This window comes from Arthrobacter sp. 05L417 (assembly GCF_056397865.1).
Genome location: NZ_JBFTOG010000004.1, coordinates 136,377 through 155,014 on the forward strand (window position 1 = coordinate 136,377; position 18,638 = coordinate 155,014).

An 18,638-nucleotide genomic window follows, 5' to 3' on the forward strand; every position below is an offset into this window, starting at 1 on the left:
AAAGGAGGCCACACGTGGCCACCCAAACCAACAACCTACCCCGACCCAAACCGCGGATCGTTCTCGCCGCATGCTTCGGTCACGCCGTTGAATGGTTCGAATTCGGCGTTTACGGATACCTGGCGACGGTGCTGGGCAAACTGTTCTTCCCCAGCGCAGATCCGGCAACCTCGATCCTGTCGGCATTGGCGGTATTTGGCGTAGCCTTCCTGGCCCGCCCCGTCGGTGCTGTGATCTTTGGCAATCTCGGAGACAAACTCGGCCGCCGGGCCATCCTTTCCACCACGATCTTGCTTATGGGCGCCGCCACAACAGCCATCGGCCTGCTGCCCACCTACGAGGTCATTGGCGTCCTCGCGCCCATTCTGCTGATCTCCCTTCGCCTTCTTCAAGGACTCTCCGCCGGAGGTGAGACATCCGGTGCAGCAGCGTTCCTTGCCGAATCAGCTCCCGAAGGCCGGCGTGCGCTGTGGACTTCCAGCATCCAGGCAGTGGGAATCGTTGCGTTTGTCTGTGCGGCGTCCCTTGTAGCGGCCCTGACGGCCGTCCTTGGTGAAGAGGCATTGATCGCCTGGGGTTGGCGGATTCCCTTCCTGCTGTCGCTCCCGCTTGCCGGCATCGGACTCTATCTCCGATTCAAAGTCGAAGAAACCCCTGCGTTCCAGGCAGCCGTGGCCAAGGAGGAGTCCGAACACCGGCCCGTGCCGATCAGGCAGCTGCTCGGTCACCACAAAAAAGCCCTGCTGCTCCTGATCTGTATCGTCATGGTCGAAGCTGTCGCCTCCTACGTGGCCAAGACGTATGCCTCCACTTACCTCATCTCAACGATCGGTCTGAGTTCCAGCGCGGCTCTGCTGTCCACATCGGTGACTTTGTTGCTGGCGGCGGCGTTGATTCCCTTCTACGCCATGCTCAGCGACAGGATCGGTCGTAAGCCACTCCTCATCGGCGGCACCTTTGGACTTATGGTTCTGGCCGTCCCGGCCTTTTTGCTCATCGGATCCGGCAGCCTCGTCGGGGCCATCGTCGGACAGATCATGGCCATCGTCCCGGGAACAGCCATTTCCGTAGCCGTGGTCGTGGCCCAAACCGAGCTCTTCCCGACCGAGGTCCGGTACTCCGGAGCGTCCCTGGGCTACAACGTCGCCTACGCCCTGTTCGGCGGCACCGCCCCATATGTCGCGGCGTTCCTTGTAGCTTCCACAGGACTGAAACTCATGCCGGCGTTCTACCTGATCGTGATCGGGGCTATCGGGATGATCGCGATCTTGAAGCTGCCGGAGACCTATAAGAGGAACCTCACCGACGCATCTGTGAGCCCCGCGCGCGTTCCCGTGCTTTCAAAGTGATCCCTCGAAGGAAGCGGCACGCATGAGCGAATCAAAGGACCCGGGGCTGACGCCGCAGGTCAACGAAGTTGTTGTGCTCGGCTCAGCGGGCGGTCCAACCCCTAAATCCGGTCGGCGTCCCGTTTCCCATGCACTGGTGATCGACGAGGACGTCACCCTCGTGGACTGCGGTAACGGCACAGTCAGTCAGTTCGTCAGCGCCGGTTTGGATCTTGGGCGGCTCCGCAGGATCCTGATTTCGCATCACCACATTGACCACGTCGCGGACGTGGCCATGCTGTTGCATCTGGCATGGTCCCAGCTGAAGGCCCCTGTCCACGTCATCGGTCCACCGCCGCTGGCGCGTCTGTTCGCGCTGCATTACGAGGCTTTCGACTTCGATATCCGGTCACGAATGAATGATGAAGGCCGCCCCCACCTGCGCGAATTTGTCCGTGTGCAGGAAATAACCGGCCCTGAAACCATCGATGACGGCTCCACCACAATCACCGCAGTGTTGGTGGATCACCCGCCGGTTGAACACGCCTTCGGCTACCGGATCGACCAGGGCGGCCTGAGTGTGTGCTTCTCCGGGGATACCCGTCCCAGCGAAGCGATCACCTCTCTGGCGCGGGGCGCGGACCTTTTGATCCATGAGACGACCTACCTGACCAACGCCACTGATTATCTAAGCGCTGAACGGGCTGCTCGCGTGCTTCCCCGCATGCGCAGCGTCCACAGCGACCCCCGGGGAGCCGCCCATGTTGCAGCCGAGGCTGGGTCCAGGGAGCTTCTGCTAAGCCCGGTAGGCACGTTCGGCCCGGCGTCCGACGACGAAATCCTCGCCGAGGCGGCCGGCGAATTCACCGGCAGGACCCGGGTCGGCAGCGACTTCCTACGCATACCACTTTCATAACCAGGAGAGAACTAATTCCATGACCACTTACAACACCGGCGGCGAAGCCGTCGTCAACAGTCTCAAGGCCAACGGTCTGACCACTGTCTTCGGACTGCCAGGCGTCCAGAACGACTGGTTGTACAACGCGTTCTACGACGCCGGGGATGACATCCGCATCATCCACACCAGGCACGAGCAAGGCGCCGCCTACATGGCACTGGGTCACACTATGGCTACCGGAAAGCCCAGTGTGTGCAACGTCGTTCCGGGCCCCGGCGCATTGAATGCAGGAGCCGCCCTGGCCACCGCCTACGGATTGAACGCCAAAATGCTGTTCCTCACCGGCCAGATTCCCCAGAAGCTGATCGGCCGTGAACTGGGAACCCTTCACGAAGTCCCGGACCAGCCTGGACTGCTGCGCTCACTTACCAAGCATTACGACCGTGTGACCCACCCTGCCGAAGCCGGTACCAAAATCGCCGACGCTATCCGCGCCCTCAACACAGGACGGCCCCGCCCCGCTGCCTTGGAAGTCCCCATGGACGTTCTGGAACAACGCGCTCCTGTCCCGGACCACGTCCCGGTGGCCGACACGGCCGAAGACATCATCGACGAAGAGGGCATCGAAAAGGCCCTGAGCATCCTGGCCAGCGCAAAGAACCCCATGATCTTCGTCGCCAACGGCGCCCAGGATGTTTCCGCCGAAGTCACCAGGCTCGCCGAAATCCTTCAGGCGCCCGTGGTCGGTTACCGCACCGGACGAGGCATTGTTGACAGCCGCCATCCGCTGAGCTGCTTCCTGCCCGAAGCCAAGCCGCTGTGGGCCGAAACCGACGTCGTCATCGCTCTGGGAGGCAGTGCCAGGTCTGCTCTGCAGGGCTGGGGACGTGGCAACCGTAAACTCATCCGCATCGACGTCGACCAGACGGTCCACGGCCGCTACGGCCAACCCGATGCCGCCATCACCGGACGCCTCGAATCGCACCTGCCTGCCCTGATCGAGGGACTGGAAAAACGCGGTGTCCAGAACGCCGACATCACCGAACAAATGACACTGGTGCACAAGGAATGGAAGGAACGCAGCGCGGTCCTGGACCAGCAGACAGCTTACCTCGCAGTGATCCGCGAAGCCCTGGGCGTGGACGGTATCTTCGTTGACGAACTGACCCAAATTGGTTTCGCAAGCCGCATCCTGCTCCCTGTCTACAAACCCCGCACCTTCATCTCCACCGGGTACATGGGCACACTTGGATACGGGTTCCCGACAGCGCTTGGTGCGAAAGTCGCAAAGCCGGACACGCGGGTGCTTTCCGTTACCGGAGACGGCGGATTCATGTTCGCTGCTACGGAACTGGCGACAGCAGTCCAGCACAACATTGGCCTCGTAACGGTCCTGTTCAACAACTCCCAATACGGCAACGTCCAACAAATGCAGCGCGATCTCTACGGCGGCAAGGTTATCGCCACGGACCTCGTCAACCCGAACTTTGAACAGTTCGTCACCTCGTTTGGTGCCTCCTATGGCCGGGCGGCATCCCCGCAGGAACTGGGGCCGGTACTTGAAGACGCCTTCCGGTCCTGCAAGCCCACGGTAGTTGAAGTTGTGGTTGGAAACATGATCAGTGTGGATCAGTTCCGGTGAGCCAGACGCTGAAAAGGCCGCCGGCGCCGTACCTGGAAGAACTTTGGGGCAAGCTGGACGAGCTGCGCTGCGTCGTCATCGTCGGGCTGCCCGGGACCGGGAAAAGCCTGCTGGTGCGTGAACTCGCAGCAGCTGTGGAATCGACCGGGCGAATCAGTACCGTCCTGCAATGGGATGTCTCACGGGAGTCCTGGGATTCCCATTCCACGGCGTCGGCGCTCTATCCCGAAGTTGACGGGATCACCCATGCGGGGATCAGGCTCGCCATGGGCACCTGGGTCCGTTCGGCGGTGGGAAAGTGGTTCGCAGAACACCCCGGCGGCGAAGAAATGCTGATCGTGGAAGCTCCTCATATCGGGGGCAGGTTCTCTGAGCTGTCCCACATCACCGGCGATGAGGCAGAACGACCCCTGGCCGGGCCAGAGACACTTTTTGTCGTGGTAGCTCCTACCAAGGAGCTGCAGCTCACGCTCAAACGCCAGCGGGCTGAGGACATGGAATCCAGCGAAGGCTCCTACGAGAGCAACAACGCTTCCCCTGACCTTCTGGATGAACTGACCAACTCGCTTCGGGCTCCTGCCGGAGAGTTAGGGATCTCCGGATCTACCTCCACCGGGTACGACCCGGAACTGTACGCCGGTCTCATGCAGCATGTCCTGCGCCACCGGCATGTCCTGCTGGTCCGTCCTGACGCGTTGATGAAGGTCACTGGTTCGGTCTACTCACTGGGTGTCAGCTCGAACCGGATATGGGCCACCGAGCAGGAAGTCAGTGAATCACTGCACTCGGTGGCATCGCTGTCCTCGACCGAACTCATGCAGCGCACTGCAACTTGGTTCAGGACGTAAAGATGGCAACAGAAAGAGAGGTGGTACTGGCTCTGCGGCCGTTACCACCTCTCTTTTTTCTTTGATTTACCGGGCATGCCTCCGGCACTTAGGCTGCGGGCCGGGAACTCAATTTCTCCTGCACGCGGCGGACCAGAACCAGGGTGTGCTCGCGGCTGATCTCTTCAAGGTTGGAGTTGGCCTCTCCGTTCTCGATGGCATCAAGAATCCGGGTGTGGAAGCCAATGGTTTCCTTGCCCGCAGAAAGCCCAAGGGTCTGAATGATGATGCCCCGTTCGCGCGCGAACACAAGGCTGCTGACCGTGTCTGTCCACTGGGACAGTCGCTGCAGTTCCTGGATCAGCAGGGCATTGGGGCAACGGTTATGGATCATCTCGTGGAAGCGCCGGTTCAGGCTGGTCCAGGATTCAAAATCGAACTCATCCAGTGCGCCCATGAGGAGGCCGTTGGTTTCCCGCAGGGCCGCAATCTCTTCGGCGGTGAGCAGCGGCGCCGCCGCCCGGGTCGCGTAGGCCTCCATGACGGCCTTCATCTCCATCAGGTTGAACCAGTGCGTCTTGTCCAGCTGCACGATGGAAGGACCCGAGTTCGCCCCGTACTCGACCAAACCTTCAGCCTCGAGCCGGCGCAACGCCTCGCGGATCGGAGCCTGGCTGACTCCGATGTCCTTGACAAGATTGTCAATGATCAGACGCTGGCCCGCAGCGTACTGTGAGCCAACTATGCGATTGCGAAGGATTTCATGGGCAAAATCAACCTTGGACTGGGTAGCAGCGGCTGGTGTTGTAACTGTCATGTCTCCCCCTCGGAGCGGTAACGACGAAAACTCAGGCATTGGCAATGCCCTTTCCCGCGACGGTCAGGGGCAGCTCACGACAACCCAAAAGGGTCGTATAGCCAATCCTATGCGATCGTGTCCGGCTGCGACGGGATCCACTCGCAAAATCTCCGCTCTTATGTGCTGTGCTGTGCCCTGCTGAGGATGACGCGGCCCATGGCGGCGATGGTTGCCTTCACCTGTTCCGGTGTTCCAACGGTGATCCTGACACTCTCGGGATCCCCCATGGCGTTACCGGGGCGAACAATGATTCCCTCGCCTTCCAGGGCCTTGGTGAATGCCTTGGCGTCGCCGACTTTGACGTAGACGAAGTTCCCATGTGACTCCAGGGGCTCAAATTCGAGCTCGCGCAGGCCGGTGGTGAGGGCGTCACGGCCGTCCTTGTTCAGCCCGACGCGGCGGGTGAGTTCGGCTTCCTCGTGCAGGCTCGCCAGGGCTGCAGCCTGGGCGACGTTGGAAACTTCGTAGTTGCTTTGCACCTTCTGGACAGCGGCGATGAGTTCGCGGGACCCCACCAGGTAGGCCACGCGCAGCCCGGCCAAACCGTAGGCCTTGGAGAACGTCCGGAGAGTGACGAGGTTGCGGCGGTTGAATGCGGGTTCAGCAATCGTGTCGGTGTATTCAGGGGACTGGGCGTATTCGAAGTAGGCTTCGTCCACAACAATGGTGACGTACTCGGGGACAGTATCGATGAAGCGGAGCAGCTCTTCGCGGCCTACGATGCCGCCGGTGGGGTTGTTGGGGTTGCAGACGTAGACGATGCGGGTGTCTTCAGTGATCAGGCCCAGCATCGCCTCGAGGTCGTAGCTGCCATCTTCGCGCACGGGCGTGCTCAGCGTGGTTGCTCCCTGCTTCCGTGCGTCGAGGGCGTAGGCGTGGAAGGTGGGGGTTGAAACCACAATGTTAGTCCCCTCATCGAGGAGGGCAACGGACAAGTGGTGGATCAGTCCGATGCCGCCGGCGCCAACGGCGACCTCAGCGACGTCGACGTTTAGCATCCGGGCCAATTCTCCGCGCAGGGTGCGGAAACCGGACTCTGGGTACAGGTTGGCCTTTCCTACCTGCTCCAGTGCGGCCTTCGCGGCGGACGGGAACGGGCCGTAGGGGCCTTCATTGGCGGCCAACCCGAGGAGCTCCAGTACGGCGCCTTCCCCAGCGGCATCACGAACGCTCCTTCCCGCACTGTAGGGGGGAAGCCCATCGATCGCTGCCCGGATCCTGGGGCCGGCTCCGTTTTCATTTGCGGTGGTCTGCATATTTACCAATCCTAAGTTCTCCTATAGACTTTCCTATATGATTCTATACACGGTAGGGGAAAAGGACAATGGCTGAAACCGCAGTGTTGAAGGGGATCTTCGTCGGCAACCACTGGCGGCCGGCTACTGGCTCGAATGTTCTGGGTGTGTACAACCCGGCCAATGGACAGCTCATCGGAGAGGTGGCCGCGGCCAGCCAGACGGACGTCGACCTTGCCAGCCTGGCCGCTCTTGAGGCCTTTCCATCGTGGAGCACCACGTCAGTAGGGGATCGGGCCGCAATCATCGCCCGGATTGCTGACGGCCTTGAGGCAAGTGCGGAGGAATTGGCCGATGGCATTACCGCTGAAGTGGGCACGCCGCGGCACAAATGTGTGCGCATGCAGGTGGTTCCAGCCCTGCACAGCTTCCGCAGCGCGGCCCGGCTCGGTCCCGGAGTCCTGGTTCCCGAACAGTTGGACTCGACCCAAATCCACAAAGTTCCAGTCGGGGTGGTAGCGTGCATCACCCCGTGGAATTACCCGCTGTACCAGATTGCATCCAAGGTCGCAGCGGCCCTCGTGGCCGGTTGCACGATCGTGCTCAAGCCCAGCGAGGTGGCGCCGAGCAACGCAGCGATTTTGGCAGATGTCGCCGCCGATGCGGGACTACCCCCGGGGGTCTTCAATGTCGTGTTCGGCGAAGGCCCGACCACCGGTGAGGCACTGATCAGCCACGCCGCAATCGACTTCGTGTCCTTCACCGGATCGACCCGGGCTGGTGGGCGGATCGCCAGCGTCGCCGGCGGCCTCATCAAGCAGGTCTCGCTGGAACTCGGAGGAAAATCGGCAAGCCTCATTCTCCCCGGTACCGACCTCCCGCACGCGGTGGGCAAAACACTCGAGAAGAGTTTCCAGAACTCCGGGCAAACGTGCGCAGCCCTCACGCGGCTTCTGGTCCCGTCCGAGACGCTGGAACAGGTCTCCTCGGCACTGAAATCACAGGTGTCTGCTTTTGCCGTCGGCAGCCCTCAGGATACGGCCACTGTCCTGGGACCGGTCGCCACGGCCGCGCAGCGCGACAAGGTCCTCAACCTCACCACCGCAGCCCGTGCATCCGGAGCTGAAGTTCTGGCCTCCGGCCCTGTTTCAGGGGATCCGGAAGGCTATTACGTCCCGGCTCAAGCTTTTCTCACCGGCGCCAATGACGAACTGGCCCAAGAGGAAGTCTTCGGTCCAGTGCTGGCCGTCGTCCCATACGCCGACGTCGAGGAAGCGATCTTCATCGCCAACAACTCACCGTATGGCCTAAGTGGAGCTGTGTGGGGGCCAAGTCCGGAAGAAGCTGGCTTGGTGGCCACAAAGATCAGGACCGGAAGCGTTTCAGTGAATGGGGCGGCCACCCATCCGGATGCCCCATTTGGAGGTTTCCGGATGTCAGGGTTTGGCCGGGAACGAGGAGCCCACGGCATTGAAGAATTCCTCACTACTCAGTCAGTACATTTCCAAGAACCTCACCAAGCGGAACGCGCAACATGAAGAACCCCGATGAGAACTGGCCAAACCACAGCCGACCGCCTCCTACGGCCGGAGAGCAATGGCGGCGACGACGACTGCCATTCCTGCACCGGACCGGAAATTGACCGGCTTCGAGCGCTGCGATAGCTATTTCCGCATGGCTGCCCATGCGGAACAGGTCGGTGACTCAGTCAGGGAGTGGGTCGGCTGGTCCAATACGTGTTCGAAAACTGGCCGTGGGGGCTTTGCCTGTCGTACTCGATCGAATCGTCAGCCCCGGTTCGAGGAGCAGATGGAGCGCTTGGTCAGGGGGGTCGATGATCATCTTCACGAGTTCCTGGGCGATGCGGGTCGAAGGCTGACGTACTGACGTGATGCCGATGGCGCCCAATGACGTCAAGGATGTGTCATCGAACCCGGTCACGGCCACGTCAACGCCTGGAACGAGACCGTGTGCACGCACCGCGAAGATCGCTCCAACTGCAAGGTAATCAGACGCGCAGATGATGGCGTCTGGAGGCGACTCCGACTGGAGGAGCTGCATGGCTATTTCTTCCCCTGCGGCGATCTCATCGGTCGCGAGGGAAACGCGGTCCGCGACGACGGAGCGCTGAAGCCCGTGCTTCCGGCACGCCGCGACGTATCCCTCGAGACGCGCCGCGCTCCACACGGCATCGACCCCGAGGCCGATGAAGGCGAGCTGCCGGTGACCGCGTTCAACGACGTGCTCGACTGCCAGCTCAATTCCGCGTGCTTCGTCGATCTCCACCCAACTCCAAGGCGCCGATTTTCCTTCCAAGGTCTGGCCGTACCCGGCGAAGGGAATGGAACGCGATACCAGCTGCGCAGGGCGGGGATCATGGGGGGCGATACTGCCCATGATGATGCCTGCGGCTGAGCCTCCGAAGTAGAGCGCATCGCATGCACTGAGCCAATCCTCAGGGTCTGCTGCGGCGATGAGGGTCAGATGCATGCCCTTTGCCTGGCACGCGGCCGCGAGCGAGTATAGGAAGTCATCCATATACCCGTCACCGCTGCGCTGGGTGGAGGGAAGCGCGTATCCGATCTGAGTCGGCTTGGACAGGCGCAGGCTCGTGGCGGCAGTGCTTTTCCGGTAACGGAGCTCTCTCATCGACGCGAGGACCTTTGCTTTGGTCTTCTCGGAGACGATATCCGGGCGATTGATGACATTCGAGACCGTCATCACCGAAACGCCCGCGTGTGAGGCTACATCGTTCATGTTGGTATGACGCGGGGCGCCCCCCGGTTCGTTGTAGTCGGCTGCCATTTTGCCCTCCCTGCCTGCCAGCTCGTAGTGGAACGCGATTGGCCCCAACCCTGCTTATAGAGACGCATTTAACCCCGGCTCGGATTCGAGTTCGCGAGCATTCAGCCTCAAGCCGGGCTCAATCAGCGAACCGGTTGAGCCCGACCTGACTCACGCGGTGTCCCCAGGGTGCTGGCTCGGCGACGAGCGGCAGTATGGATGGGGAAAACGCAGCGAGGGGTGTCGTGGCCACTACGCACCCACGGTGGGTGCTGGATTTATTGTAACGTCAAAAATTTTCTCAAAAAAGAATTGTAACGTCATTAAATTGTGGGTACGATCTCTCCTAAGTCCTCCCTATCCCGGTCGACCCTCCGTACCCGGTTATCCCCTCCTTATCCTGGTCATTCTCCGTGCCCGGTCACACTCCGTATCCCGGTCGACGATGCCTGGCTGTATTCGCGGCAGGCTCAGAACGACGCGTTCAGCAGCTGTAATGGCGCACCTGATCGAGCCCAAACGTTGTACCGGACCCGCATCACATGAAAGAGGAACTACCAATGAAGCTAAAACCCTTCACCAGACGGCTTGCTGCCGTGTTCAGCATCGCCGCCCTCGCCGCAACGGCACTCGCGGGCTGCAGCTCGGGCGGGTCATCATCCGGCGACGGCAAGACTCTCAGCGTCTGGACATGGACGACGGCGGGTGCGCTTCTCAAACCGGCCGCGGACGCTTTTGAGAAAGCCAACCCGGGAACCAAAGTCGACATTGTCGATGTAGGAAACCCTGCCATCTGGGACAAAATCACTACCGGCCTCGCTGCTGGCGGCCAAGGACTCCCGGACATCATGAACACCGCCATCGACCAGCTGCCCGGCTACACCGACAAGTTCCCGAACGGCTTCGCGGACATGGGCCCCCTGGGGGCCAAGGATCTCGCTGGCGATTTCGTACCTAGCGCCTGGGGTGGAGGACTGGGCAAGGACGGGCAGGTATGGGGTATCCCGTTTGAGGTGAACACGGCCGGATTTGCTTACCGCAAGGACCTCTTGGATGCCGCAGGCATCGACATGGCATCCATCAAAACTTGGGACGAGCTCATCGACGCCGGTGTTACGCTGAAAGCCAAAACCGGAGCGAGTCTCTTCGAACTCAACAAGGCTGCAGCGAATACGAACGCAGCCGACTTTTGGCAGACACTTACGCAGCAGCAGAACGCGTTCTACTTCAACAAAGACGGCGACATCACGCTGAATGGCCCGGAAGGGGTCAAGTCGCTGACACTGCTCAAGAAGATGAATGACAAGGGAGTCCTCGCGGACTCTGCATCCTTTACAAGTAGCAATGGGCTTAGGTTCGCAGACGGGTCGGTGGCGATAAGCCCGAGTGCGTCATGGTGGCCCGGTTACATCGAGGCCAAGCAACCTCAGCTCAAAGGAAAAATGGCCACCGCACTGCGCCCGGTGGTAGACGCAGGAGGCTCAACTGCTGCCCTGGCGGGATCCACCTACCTTTCCATCGCAGGCAATAGCGCCAACAAGGACCTGGCGTGGAAATTTGTTCACTTTGCCCTGGGCACACTGGATGGTCAGCGGGTGATGCAGACCGCACAGCCCTTCACCCCCGGCTTCGTACCGATGTATAAGACTCCAGGCTTCACTGACAATAGCGGCTACTGGGTCGGCGACTCTCCAAGCAAGGTCTTCGTCGACTCGATCACTCAGCCCGACCTCGCCGTGTCGAACTACACAAGCGACTACGCTCGCGCAATCAGAATCTACACAGATGCCCAGACAAAAGTGATGCTCTCCGGAGCAGACCCGAAGGCCGCGCTCGACGAGGCTGCCAAGCTCCTCGCCGCTCAAACTGGCCGAAAGATCGCCAGCTGAAACACCGGCTGAAGCCGCTTTTCACCAAATCCGATAGAGCGTCTGGCCCCGCCCCACCAGGTAGGCGTGGCGGAGCCAGGCGCCACCGAGGGAGCACCACGGTCATGACCGATACGCACGTCCAATCGCCACAAGTTGAATCGCCGCCGGTGGCACGACGAGTACCCCCTTCCAGGCGGCCCTGGCTTACTCCGGGCAAGGTGCCATATGTCCTGCTCTCTCCGGTGATCATCCTTTTCGCCGCGTTCAAGGTCTACCCCGTCGGCTATGCTGCGTGGCTAAGTTTCACGACCAACCGTGGGGGAGTGCAGGGCTTCGCTGGGTTCGCGAACTACGAGCGCATTTTTAGCGACCCCCTGTTCTACAACGCTCTGGGCAATACCTTAATCATCTTGGTGATCCAAGTACCGGTGATGCTCATTTTGGCGCTCCTGCTGGCTGTGGCTCTCCATTCGACCCTCCTGAAGTTCCGTGCGGTCTTCCGTCTCGGTTACTTCGTTCCGGTCGTCATGGGTCTCGTCTCTTATGGTGTTGTCTTCAGCATGATGCTTGCCACGGACAACGGCATCGTGAACGTCGCGCTTCAGTCGGTTGGTCTACCGGCGATCCCTTGGCTTCAGGACGCGTTCTGGGCGAAAATTTCGCTCGGAATCGCGATGACGTGGCACTACACGGGGATCAACGCTGTCATTTATCTTGCCCAGCGGCAGAGCATCTCCGGGGACCTCTACGAAGCGGCCTCCATGGACGGCGCAGATACAGTCAAACAGTTCTTCAACGTAACCATCCCGGGGTTACGCCCGGCAATCCTCTTGACGGTCGTCACCTCAACCATCGGCACACTTCAGCTGTTCGATGAACCGTACATCCTGACCAACGGCGGTCCCGACAACGCAACCATGACGATCGGCATGTATCTCTACCAGAACGCCTTCAAGTTCTTTGATTTCGGCTATGCCTCAGCTATCGGCTTCGTCCTTGTCGGAATGGTTGTCATCGTCAGCCTGGTCCAGTTCCGGTTCATTCAGGAGAAGAAAAGTTGAGCACTTCAGTAGAGAAAATGCGTACTTCCGCGCGCATCCGGCACACCAAAGCTTCGAGCGCACTGCTCACGGCAGTCATCTTCCTAGGGTTCATCTTGATGGTGGCACCCTTCTATTGGCTGGTCATCGGCTCAACGCACAGCTCAGATGAAATCTTCGCCAACCCTCCAAATCTATTGCCGGGAGATCAGCTGTGGACAAACATTCAGGTCCTGTTCGGTGACCTCGGATTCGGGCGTGCAATCGCGAACTCCGCTGCTGTCTCGGTCATCTTCGTGATTCTTGGTGCGTTGATCTGCCTCTGTGGCGGATACGCCTTCGCGAAGTTTCAGTTCCGAGGCCGAACGCTACTTTTCGGCGTGGTTATTGCGACCCTCGCCATCCCGAGCCAGGTAACCCTGGTTCCCCTGTTCCAGACGATGGTGACACTCGGATGGCTCAACTCATATCAAGGCCTCATCCTCCCGGGACTGGCCTACCCGTTTGGACTATTCCTAATGCGGCAGGCCATGGAATCAGTACCTGACGAATTGATCCAGGCCGGCCGCATCGATGGCGCGGGCGAGTTCCGCATCCTGTTCCAGATCGTGCTCCCAACGATCCTCCCGGCAATGGCCGCTCTGGCGATTTTCCTCTTCCTGGCGATCTGGAACGAATTCGTCTGGCCCTTGGTGATCCTGCGCGCAGAATCTGCTTACACGGTGCCGGTGGCCCTGGCATCCTTCCGTGATGTCAATCTGACCGACTACGGCACCCTCATCACGGCAACAACCTTCTCCATCATCCCCGTATGTCTTGTATTCATCTTCCTGCAGCGCTATTTCGTTGCCGGTCTTCTGTCTGGAGCTGTCAAACAGTGACCATCGATTCAAATGTTAAATCCGCCTCCGTCGTGTCGTGGTCGATCATCGCCTCTGGGCCATCTCACACCGAAACCAGCCCGCTCTGGGAGCTGACCAACAACAGCACTCAGATGCGCCTCATTATCGCTGCGCCGGTCTTTGAAATCGATGGACGAGCTGTAACGTGCACAGTTCGCGAATTTAATCGCGAAGTCAAACGCCGTATCTTGACCAGCCGCGCTGAGGAATTCCTATTCGAGGGCGAGGTCGACGGCGAGCCCGGGCTCCAGCTCGCGATGCGGCTGCGTGTGACACCGGAAAGCCCAGTGGTGCGCTTCCGCTACGAATTGCGCAGTTCGACGCCTCGGCGGCTCACCAAAAGTGCTGGCAAGGAAGGGATTTCATACGTCGAGTTGCTCCGTCCCACCAGTGCCATCACTGAAGTGAGGATCTCCGATTTCGTCGAGCTTGGCCACTCTTTCATGCCCAACGAGGTCCCCATCGATTCTGCGGCTGCCAAGGCATTGTCGCCTTTGATCGGCCCCATTCTGGTAGGCGTTGAGGACGGGGCTTCTTGGCTGCTGGCCTACGAGCATGGAACCTCTGGCGGGGATCTGTTCTGCGGGTTCTGGGTCGATGGCGCCCGCGGCGTTCGAATTGGCTCAGTCAAGGGTGCCTACCTTAACGGTCAGCGGCTGGACACGGCCCAGGGATTCCGGACTCCCTGGCTTCTAGCGGCCGCTGTCGAAGGCAATCTGGACGACGTGGCGGCAGCGTTCCGTACGTTTCTGTTGAAGTACCAGTCCGAAAACGCGGAGTCCCGTCGACCGCAGATCTTCTACAACACATGGAACTTCCAGGAGCGTGAGCGCTACTGGCACGACAGGACCTACATCGATGGTCTGACTGAGGAGCGCGTGCTCGCCGAGATGGAAGTGGCAGCTCGGATGGGAATCGATACTTACGTGATCGACACCGGCTGGTACACCGCAACCGGAGACTGGGAGGTGAACCCGGAACGTTTCCCTGGCGCCCTGCTGAATGTCAGGCAACGAGCAGGCGAACTTGGCCTCCGCCTCGGGATCTGGTTCGATCCGACGTTGGCGGCATTCTCGAGCCGCGCTCTGGCCGCGCATCCCCGTGACATGAAGACGTGGCAAGGAGAACCCCTTCGGCCACGAGAAGTGTGGGAGACCGAGCCCAGCGCCCCCATGTGTTTAGTTAGTGACTGGTTCGAGACATTCGTGGGTCACCTCATCCGGATCAATCGCGAACTCGGCATTACATACTTCAAACTTGATGCGGTGAGCCAGTACGGCTGCGACAGCCCGGAACACCATCACGGAGACGACACCAACACCCCGAGCGAACGAGCGGACCGTTTCGCTTTCATGATGAGTGAGAGGATGACGGAGATCGCAGAGCGGTTGATGACCGCGGTGCCCGGTTCAATTGTCGATTTCGACGTGACCGAGAATCACCGATCTTTCGGCTTGAGCTTCCTTTCGGCTGGCAAGTACTTCCTCGTCAACAACGGACCGTACTACTCGGACTACGAGCTGCCCGCGGACTTGAACGGGGTGAACACCAATATGTTCTTCCACCCGGGTCGTTCACGCGGTTGGATATGCCGGGAACCATATGCCTTCGACCGATGGATCCCGTCCGTGCTGACCCTGGTCCATTATTTCCCGGACGACCCGCACGGCCACCAGCAGGAAAGCCTCGCAGCGATCATGCTCGGACACCACGGAATCTGGGGGGACCTGCTCACCATCTCTGAGGACGGCGTGGAGGGAATCCGCTCAACGCTTGACCGGTACCGGGCAGTCGCCATGGACTCGGCCCGGGCCAGCATGGTTACCATCGGGCTGGGTGCGGGAGCCGCAGAGATACGGGAGAAGATTCTCCCGCAAACTGGTCGTGGCATCGTGTCGTTGTTCCCTGCCCGCGGGCAATCGATCCAACACGTGACGGCAGTTCCGGTGGATTCAGGCTATTGGAGCGGCGACGGCGTTGAGGTTTCCTTAAACCCGGACGGCCGTGCTGTCATCCGCGCGACTCAGTCCGGGTCAGCGATTTTCGGGACCATCGGAGTCTGACCCATGTCCAGTCAGTGCTCTTCCACCCCCTCAACCGACCTTGCAATTGAGTACTCTGTGAATCCCTTTGACCTCGAACACCTCCCGTTCGCCACGGCTGGCTCGTACTTCGCCGTGACATCAGCCGTGAACACTGAAGACGCCGGGAAATGGGTGGAGCTGCGGACGGTCCGGGGCAGGGCGGCAACGCGTGCACTTCTGCGCATCGCGCCTCGCGACGGACTTCACGGCAAAGCAGCGTTCGATATCGACCACCTTGTGCTTCCCGCAGCGGCAGGTCACGTCAGCGTCGACTTCAACACACACCGCGTTCTCAGTGTTTCCGGCGCAGGCGTTGGCTTCGAGCTCATCATGGAGGCGGCAAGCAACTACGACACGCTGGTCCGTGTGGCCGAAGATGAATGGCGCTACCTCAGATTCTCCTCACAGGTAACGATTGCCATCCGCGTTCTCAGGGGCAGAGGCATAGAGGAATCGACGTGGGCTGGAGAACGTCACACCATGGCTACACTCCAGTTCGCGCCCGGCAGCGTCGTGCTCATTGAGGAGACGAATGATGCGACGCCGACCGCTCGGAAACCCTGGTCGCCACCGTCATTCGATGTATTCGCCGCCGCTATGCCCGAGGTAAAACCCGAGCATCAGGCGGCGAAACAGCTCGCCAGCTACATCATGTGGTCCTCGATAGTAGAGCCCTCCGGAGCAGTGCAACGGCCGGCGATGTACATGTCGAAGGGAACGATGACCAACGTTTGGAGCTGGGACAACTGCTTCAACGCAATCGCATTAGCACAGCTTCCCGAGCTCGCTGAAGACCAGTTCTTCGTGCCGTTTGACGCCCAAGCGACAAGCGGTCGGCTGCCGGACTCCGTCAACGACAAGGTCATCGATTACACCTTCACCAAGCCTCCAATTCACGGATGGGCTCTGATGGCGCTATTTAGGGCGGGCGCGGTCAACGACGAGTGGCTGCTTCGTGCCTATGATCCTCTCCAACGGTGGACGCAATGGTGGCTGACGGAACGAGTCGCCTCCGGACGCATTCTGCCGCACTACTTCCACGGGAATGACTCCGGGTGGGACAACAGCACGATCTTCGCCACAACGGTGCCTGTAGAGTCTCCTGATCTCGCGGCCTTCCTGGTCCTGCAGACAGAAGCGCTCAGTGAGATTGCCTCGCGACTGTCGCGTCCGGACGAAGCCAAGAAATGGGCAACCGTTTCATCCTCTCTCCTCAATTCGCTGCTCAAGGAAATGTGGGACGGTAGCCGATTCATCGCCCGCAAGCTCGACTCAACAGTCATCGAGTCCGCATCGCTCCTTCACCTCCTACCGGTAGTGCTCGGATCCCGTTTACCATCAGAGGTCTTCAACACACTTGTCAGTGACCTGGGGCGGTTCCGGACGGAATATGGTCTGGCAACCGAAGCCACGGATAGCCCGGCCTATATCGCCGATGGCTACTGGCGAGGTCCGATCTGGGCGCCGTGTACCGCTTTGATCATTGACGGTCTCATCGATGGCGGGGAAGAACAACTGGCCCTGGATCTCGCCGAAAGTTTGTGCGCAATGGCCTCTGCCTCGGGAATGGCCGAAAACTTTGACGCGGTCACCGGCGCCGGTCTGCGCGATCGAGCATACACGTGGACCTCCAGCGTCTTCCTGACTCTGGCAGGACTGCTAGCTGCTGAAGAGCGAACGAACGACCCCTGCGCAGGGGTCTAACGAAGACGGAGTCGGCTGCGTCCCACTCAAACGCCGACAACGGACGTTCCCTCAACCTCCGTCAGGTGACTGCACTGTGTCCTCTACATCAATCATCCGCTGCACCACTCTGCCGTCCATCCAGAGGTTAGTGCTGTTGGCGGACCAGCCCGAACGGGACGGCCGGATGTGCCCGCACCATGTATATGCCAGCGTCGATGCGCGATATAAGAATCCCTGTTTTGTGTTCCATTGCGGCGATCTTGACGACGCCGATTGCTTTCGTAAGGGCCTCGTCTACTTCGGAAGCATGTTTGGCATGTACTTCCAGCATGCCCGGCGTTTCTGTTTGCTGACGGTTAATGTCCATGATCTTCCTCACTATCCGTTGATGTTTTTGTTTAGACACTCCGCAGGCCTGGGCGGGGGTGATCTTTTTTCACGGGCGGAGGGGTGTGCATACCGGGCAGGGCTCATCCGCCCGCGGGTAGTGATCCTGGGCTGGTGGCCTAGGCGGTCGACCGCTCGATGATGTCGATGTGAAGCTCGGGAAGGGGTTGGTCCGACTGCTGCTCATCCAAACGGTTAAGCAGCGACTGCATCGAGAGCTGACTGACCTGAGTGGGGTCGTATCCCATCGTGGTCAGCGGGGGGATGGTCAGCTGCGACAATGGGGTGTTGTCCATTCCGATCAGAGCGATGTCTTCGGGGATGTTCCAGCTTTTCTCGTGGGCAGCGTGCAAAAGTGCGGTGGCGACGTCGTCGTTGTAGCAGGCCACGGCAAATCCTCGGTGTCCCAATTCTTCCAGCGCCTTTCGGGCGTCCACGGGTGTGATATCAAGATGCAGAACGTGGGGTTCGTCAAGGCCCTGCCTAAGACACTCTTCCCTGAAGGTGCGTTCGCGGGGGCCGCCGAACGGGTCGCTGCGCGCGTCCCGCAGGTGCGCGTACGCAAGCTGTTGATAGCCGCGTTCGATGAGGTATCGCGCCTGCAGTCTTCCGATTTGCGCGTTGATGCCGTGACTGCCGGATTCGTCGGTCTCCAGCAGCTTGACGCCCCGGCGTTCAAGCAGCGCGCGCTGTCCCTCGGAAAGGGCAGCCAGCGTCAGGACTGCACGTGGCTTCAGCCCGACGATGAGCCTGTCGAAATCAGCGTCAGTACGGCTCGATAGACGCAGGACAAGTGTCAGGCCTCGTGCAGCGAGTTCATCCGTGAGCAGACCGTAGATGTCTTGAAGGTTGCGTCCGAAGGTTGTGTCAGGAATCAGCGCGATCACGATATCGCTGGCGCCGCGGGCCAGCGTACGTCCTGCTGACGATGGCTCGTAGCCTAGCTCAGCCACAGCTTTGGCAACACGGTCCCGCGTCTCCTGCGAAAAGGCTTTTTTCCCGTTAAGGATCATGCTGACCGTGGAACGAGCCACCCCGGCACGGTTGGCGACATCCTGGCTGGTGGGTATCACGACCGCCCGCCTTCCGTTGTTC

15 protein-coding genes are annotated in these 18,638 nt (G+C 60.3%); 10 read left to right on the forward strand and 5 right to left on the reverse strand.

The window, feature by feature from the left end:
• The first annotated feature begins 14 nt into the window (after positions 1–14).
• From AC1DJW_RS05700 to AC1DJW_RS05715, 4 genes are read left to right on the forward strand one after another with little or no spacing between them, the layout of a single operon-like run.
• Positions 15–1,349 carry an MFS transporter gene (locus AC1DJW_RS05700; RefSeq protein WP_441437352.1) on the forward strand — a complete coding sequence of 445 codons (1,335 nt, stop codon included), beginning with the start codon at positions 15–17 and terminating at the stop codon, positions 1,347–1,349.
• Between the two features lie 22 nt (positions 1,350–1,371).
• Positions 1,372–2,244, forward strand: a complete 873-nt coding sequence (locus AC1DJW_RS05705) for an MBL fold metallo-hydrolase (protein ID WP_441437351.1) — start codon at positions 1,372–1,374, stop codon at positions 2,242–2,244.
• A gap of 19 nt (positions 2,245–2,263) precedes the next feature.
• Entirely contained in the window at positions 2,264–3,868 is a 1,605-nt protein-coding gene (locus tag AC1DJW_RS05710) for a thiamine pyrophosphate-dependent enzyme (protein WP_441437350.1), read from the forward strand.
• Positions 3,865–4,716, forward strand: coding sequence for a P-loop NTPase family protein (locus tag AC1DJW_RS05715; RefSeq protein ID WP_441437349.1), 852 nt, complete (start codon positions 3,865–3,867; stop codon positions 4,714–4,716). The genes AC1DJW_RS05710 and AC1DJW_RS05715 overlap by 4 nt, the downstream gene beginning before the upstream one ends.
• Before the next feature lie 88 nt (positions 4,717–4,804).
• On the opposite strand, the gene AC1DJW_RS05720 is transcribed toward AC1DJW_RS05715, so the two are convergent.
• Together AC1DJW_RS05720 and hisC are read right to left on the reverse strand one after the other, a co-directional pair.
• Complete coding sequence (locus tag AC1DJW_RS05720; protein WP_441437348.1) at positions 4,805–5,512, reverse strand: GntR family transcriptional regulator; 708 nt, start codon at positions 5,510–5,512, stop codon at positions 4,805–4,807.
• 158 nt (positions 5,513–5,670) lie between these two features.
• Positions 5,671–6,810 carry a histidinol-phosphate transaminase gene (gene hisC, locus AC1DJW_RS05725; RefSeq protein ID WP_476900896.1) on the reverse strand — a complete coding sequence of 380 codons (1,140 nt, stop codon included), beginning with the start codon at positions 6,808–6,810 and terminating at the stop codon, positions 5,671–5,673.
• Between the two features lie 68 nt (positions 6,811–6,878).
• Here hisC and AC1DJW_RS05730 point away from each other — a divergent pair, with 68 nt between their 5' ends.
• Positions 6,879–8,327, forward strand: a complete 1,449-nt coding sequence (locus tag AC1DJW_RS05730; protein ID WP_441437346.1) for an aldehyde dehydrogenase family protein — start codon at positions 6,879–6,881, stop codon at positions 8,325–8,327.
• A 166-nt stretch (positions 8,328–8,493) separates the two neighbouring features.
• Here AC1DJW_RS05730 and AC1DJW_RS05735 read toward each other — a convergent pair whose 3' ends face one another.
• Entirely contained in the window at positions 8,494–9,594 is a 1,101-nt protein-coding gene (locus AC1DJW_RS05735; RefSeq protein WP_441437345.1) for a LacI family DNA-binding transcriptional regulator, read from the reverse strand.
• 539 nt (positions 9,595–10,133) lie between these two features.
• Here AC1DJW_RS05735 and AC1DJW_RS05740 point away from each other — a divergent pair.
• The 5 genes from AC1DJW_RS05740 (at position 10,134) to AC1DJW_RS05760 (ending at position 17,174) form a co-directional block, all read left to right on the forward strand.
• Positions 10,134–11,462, forward strand: coding sequence for an ABC transporter substrate-binding protein (locus AC1DJW_RS05740; RefSeq protein WP_441437344.1), 1,329 nt, complete (start codon positions 10,134–10,136; stop codon positions 11,460–11,462).
• A 104-nt stretch (positions 11,463–11,566) separates the two neighbouring features.
• On the forward strand, positions 11,567–12,505 hold the full coding sequence (locus AC1DJW_RS05745) for a carbohydrate ABC transporter permease (protein WP_441437343.1): 939 nt from the start codon (positions 11,567–11,569) through the stop codon (positions 12,503–12,505).
• Positions 12,502–13,365 carry a carbohydrate ABC transporter permease gene (locus AC1DJW_RS05750; RefSeq protein WP_441437342.1) on the forward strand — a complete coding sequence of 288 codons (864 nt, stop codon included), beginning with the start codon at positions 12,502–12,504 and terminating at the stop codon, positions 13,363–13,365. Before AC1DJW_RS05745 ends, AC1DJW_RS05750 begins: the two co-directional genes overlap by 4 nt.
• Positions 13,366–13,574: 209 nt before the next feature.
• Positions 13,575–15,449, forward strand: a complete 1,875-nt coding sequence (locus AC1DJW_RS05755; protein ID WP_441437341.1) for an alpha-galactosidase — start codon at positions 13,575–13,577, stop codon at positions 15,447–15,449.
• Positions 15,450–15,506: 57 nt separating this feature from the next.
• On the forward strand, positions 15,507–17,174 hold the full coding sequence (locus AC1DJW_RS05760) for an amylo-alpha-1,6-glucosidase (protein WP_442003126.1): 1,668 nt from the start codon (positions 15,507–15,509) through the stop codon (positions 17,172–17,174).
• Between the two features lie 127 nt (positions 17,175–17,301).
• Here the strand turns inward: AC1DJW_RS05760 and AC1DJW_RS05765 are convergent, their stop codons facing one another.
• Entirely contained in the window at positions 17,302–17,523 is a 222-nt protein-coding gene (locus tag AC1DJW_RS05765) for a hypothetical protein (RefSeq protein ID WP_441437339.1), read from the reverse strand.
• 139 nt (positions 17,524–17,662) lie between these two features.
• Positions 17,663–18,616: a LacI family DNA-binding transcriptional regulator gene (locus AC1DJW_RS05770; protein WP_441437338.1), complete on the reverse strand. Its 954-nt coding sequence runs from the start codon at positions 18,614–18,616 to the stop codon at positions 17,663–17,665.
• Positions 18,617–18,638 lie beyond the last annotated feature (22 nt).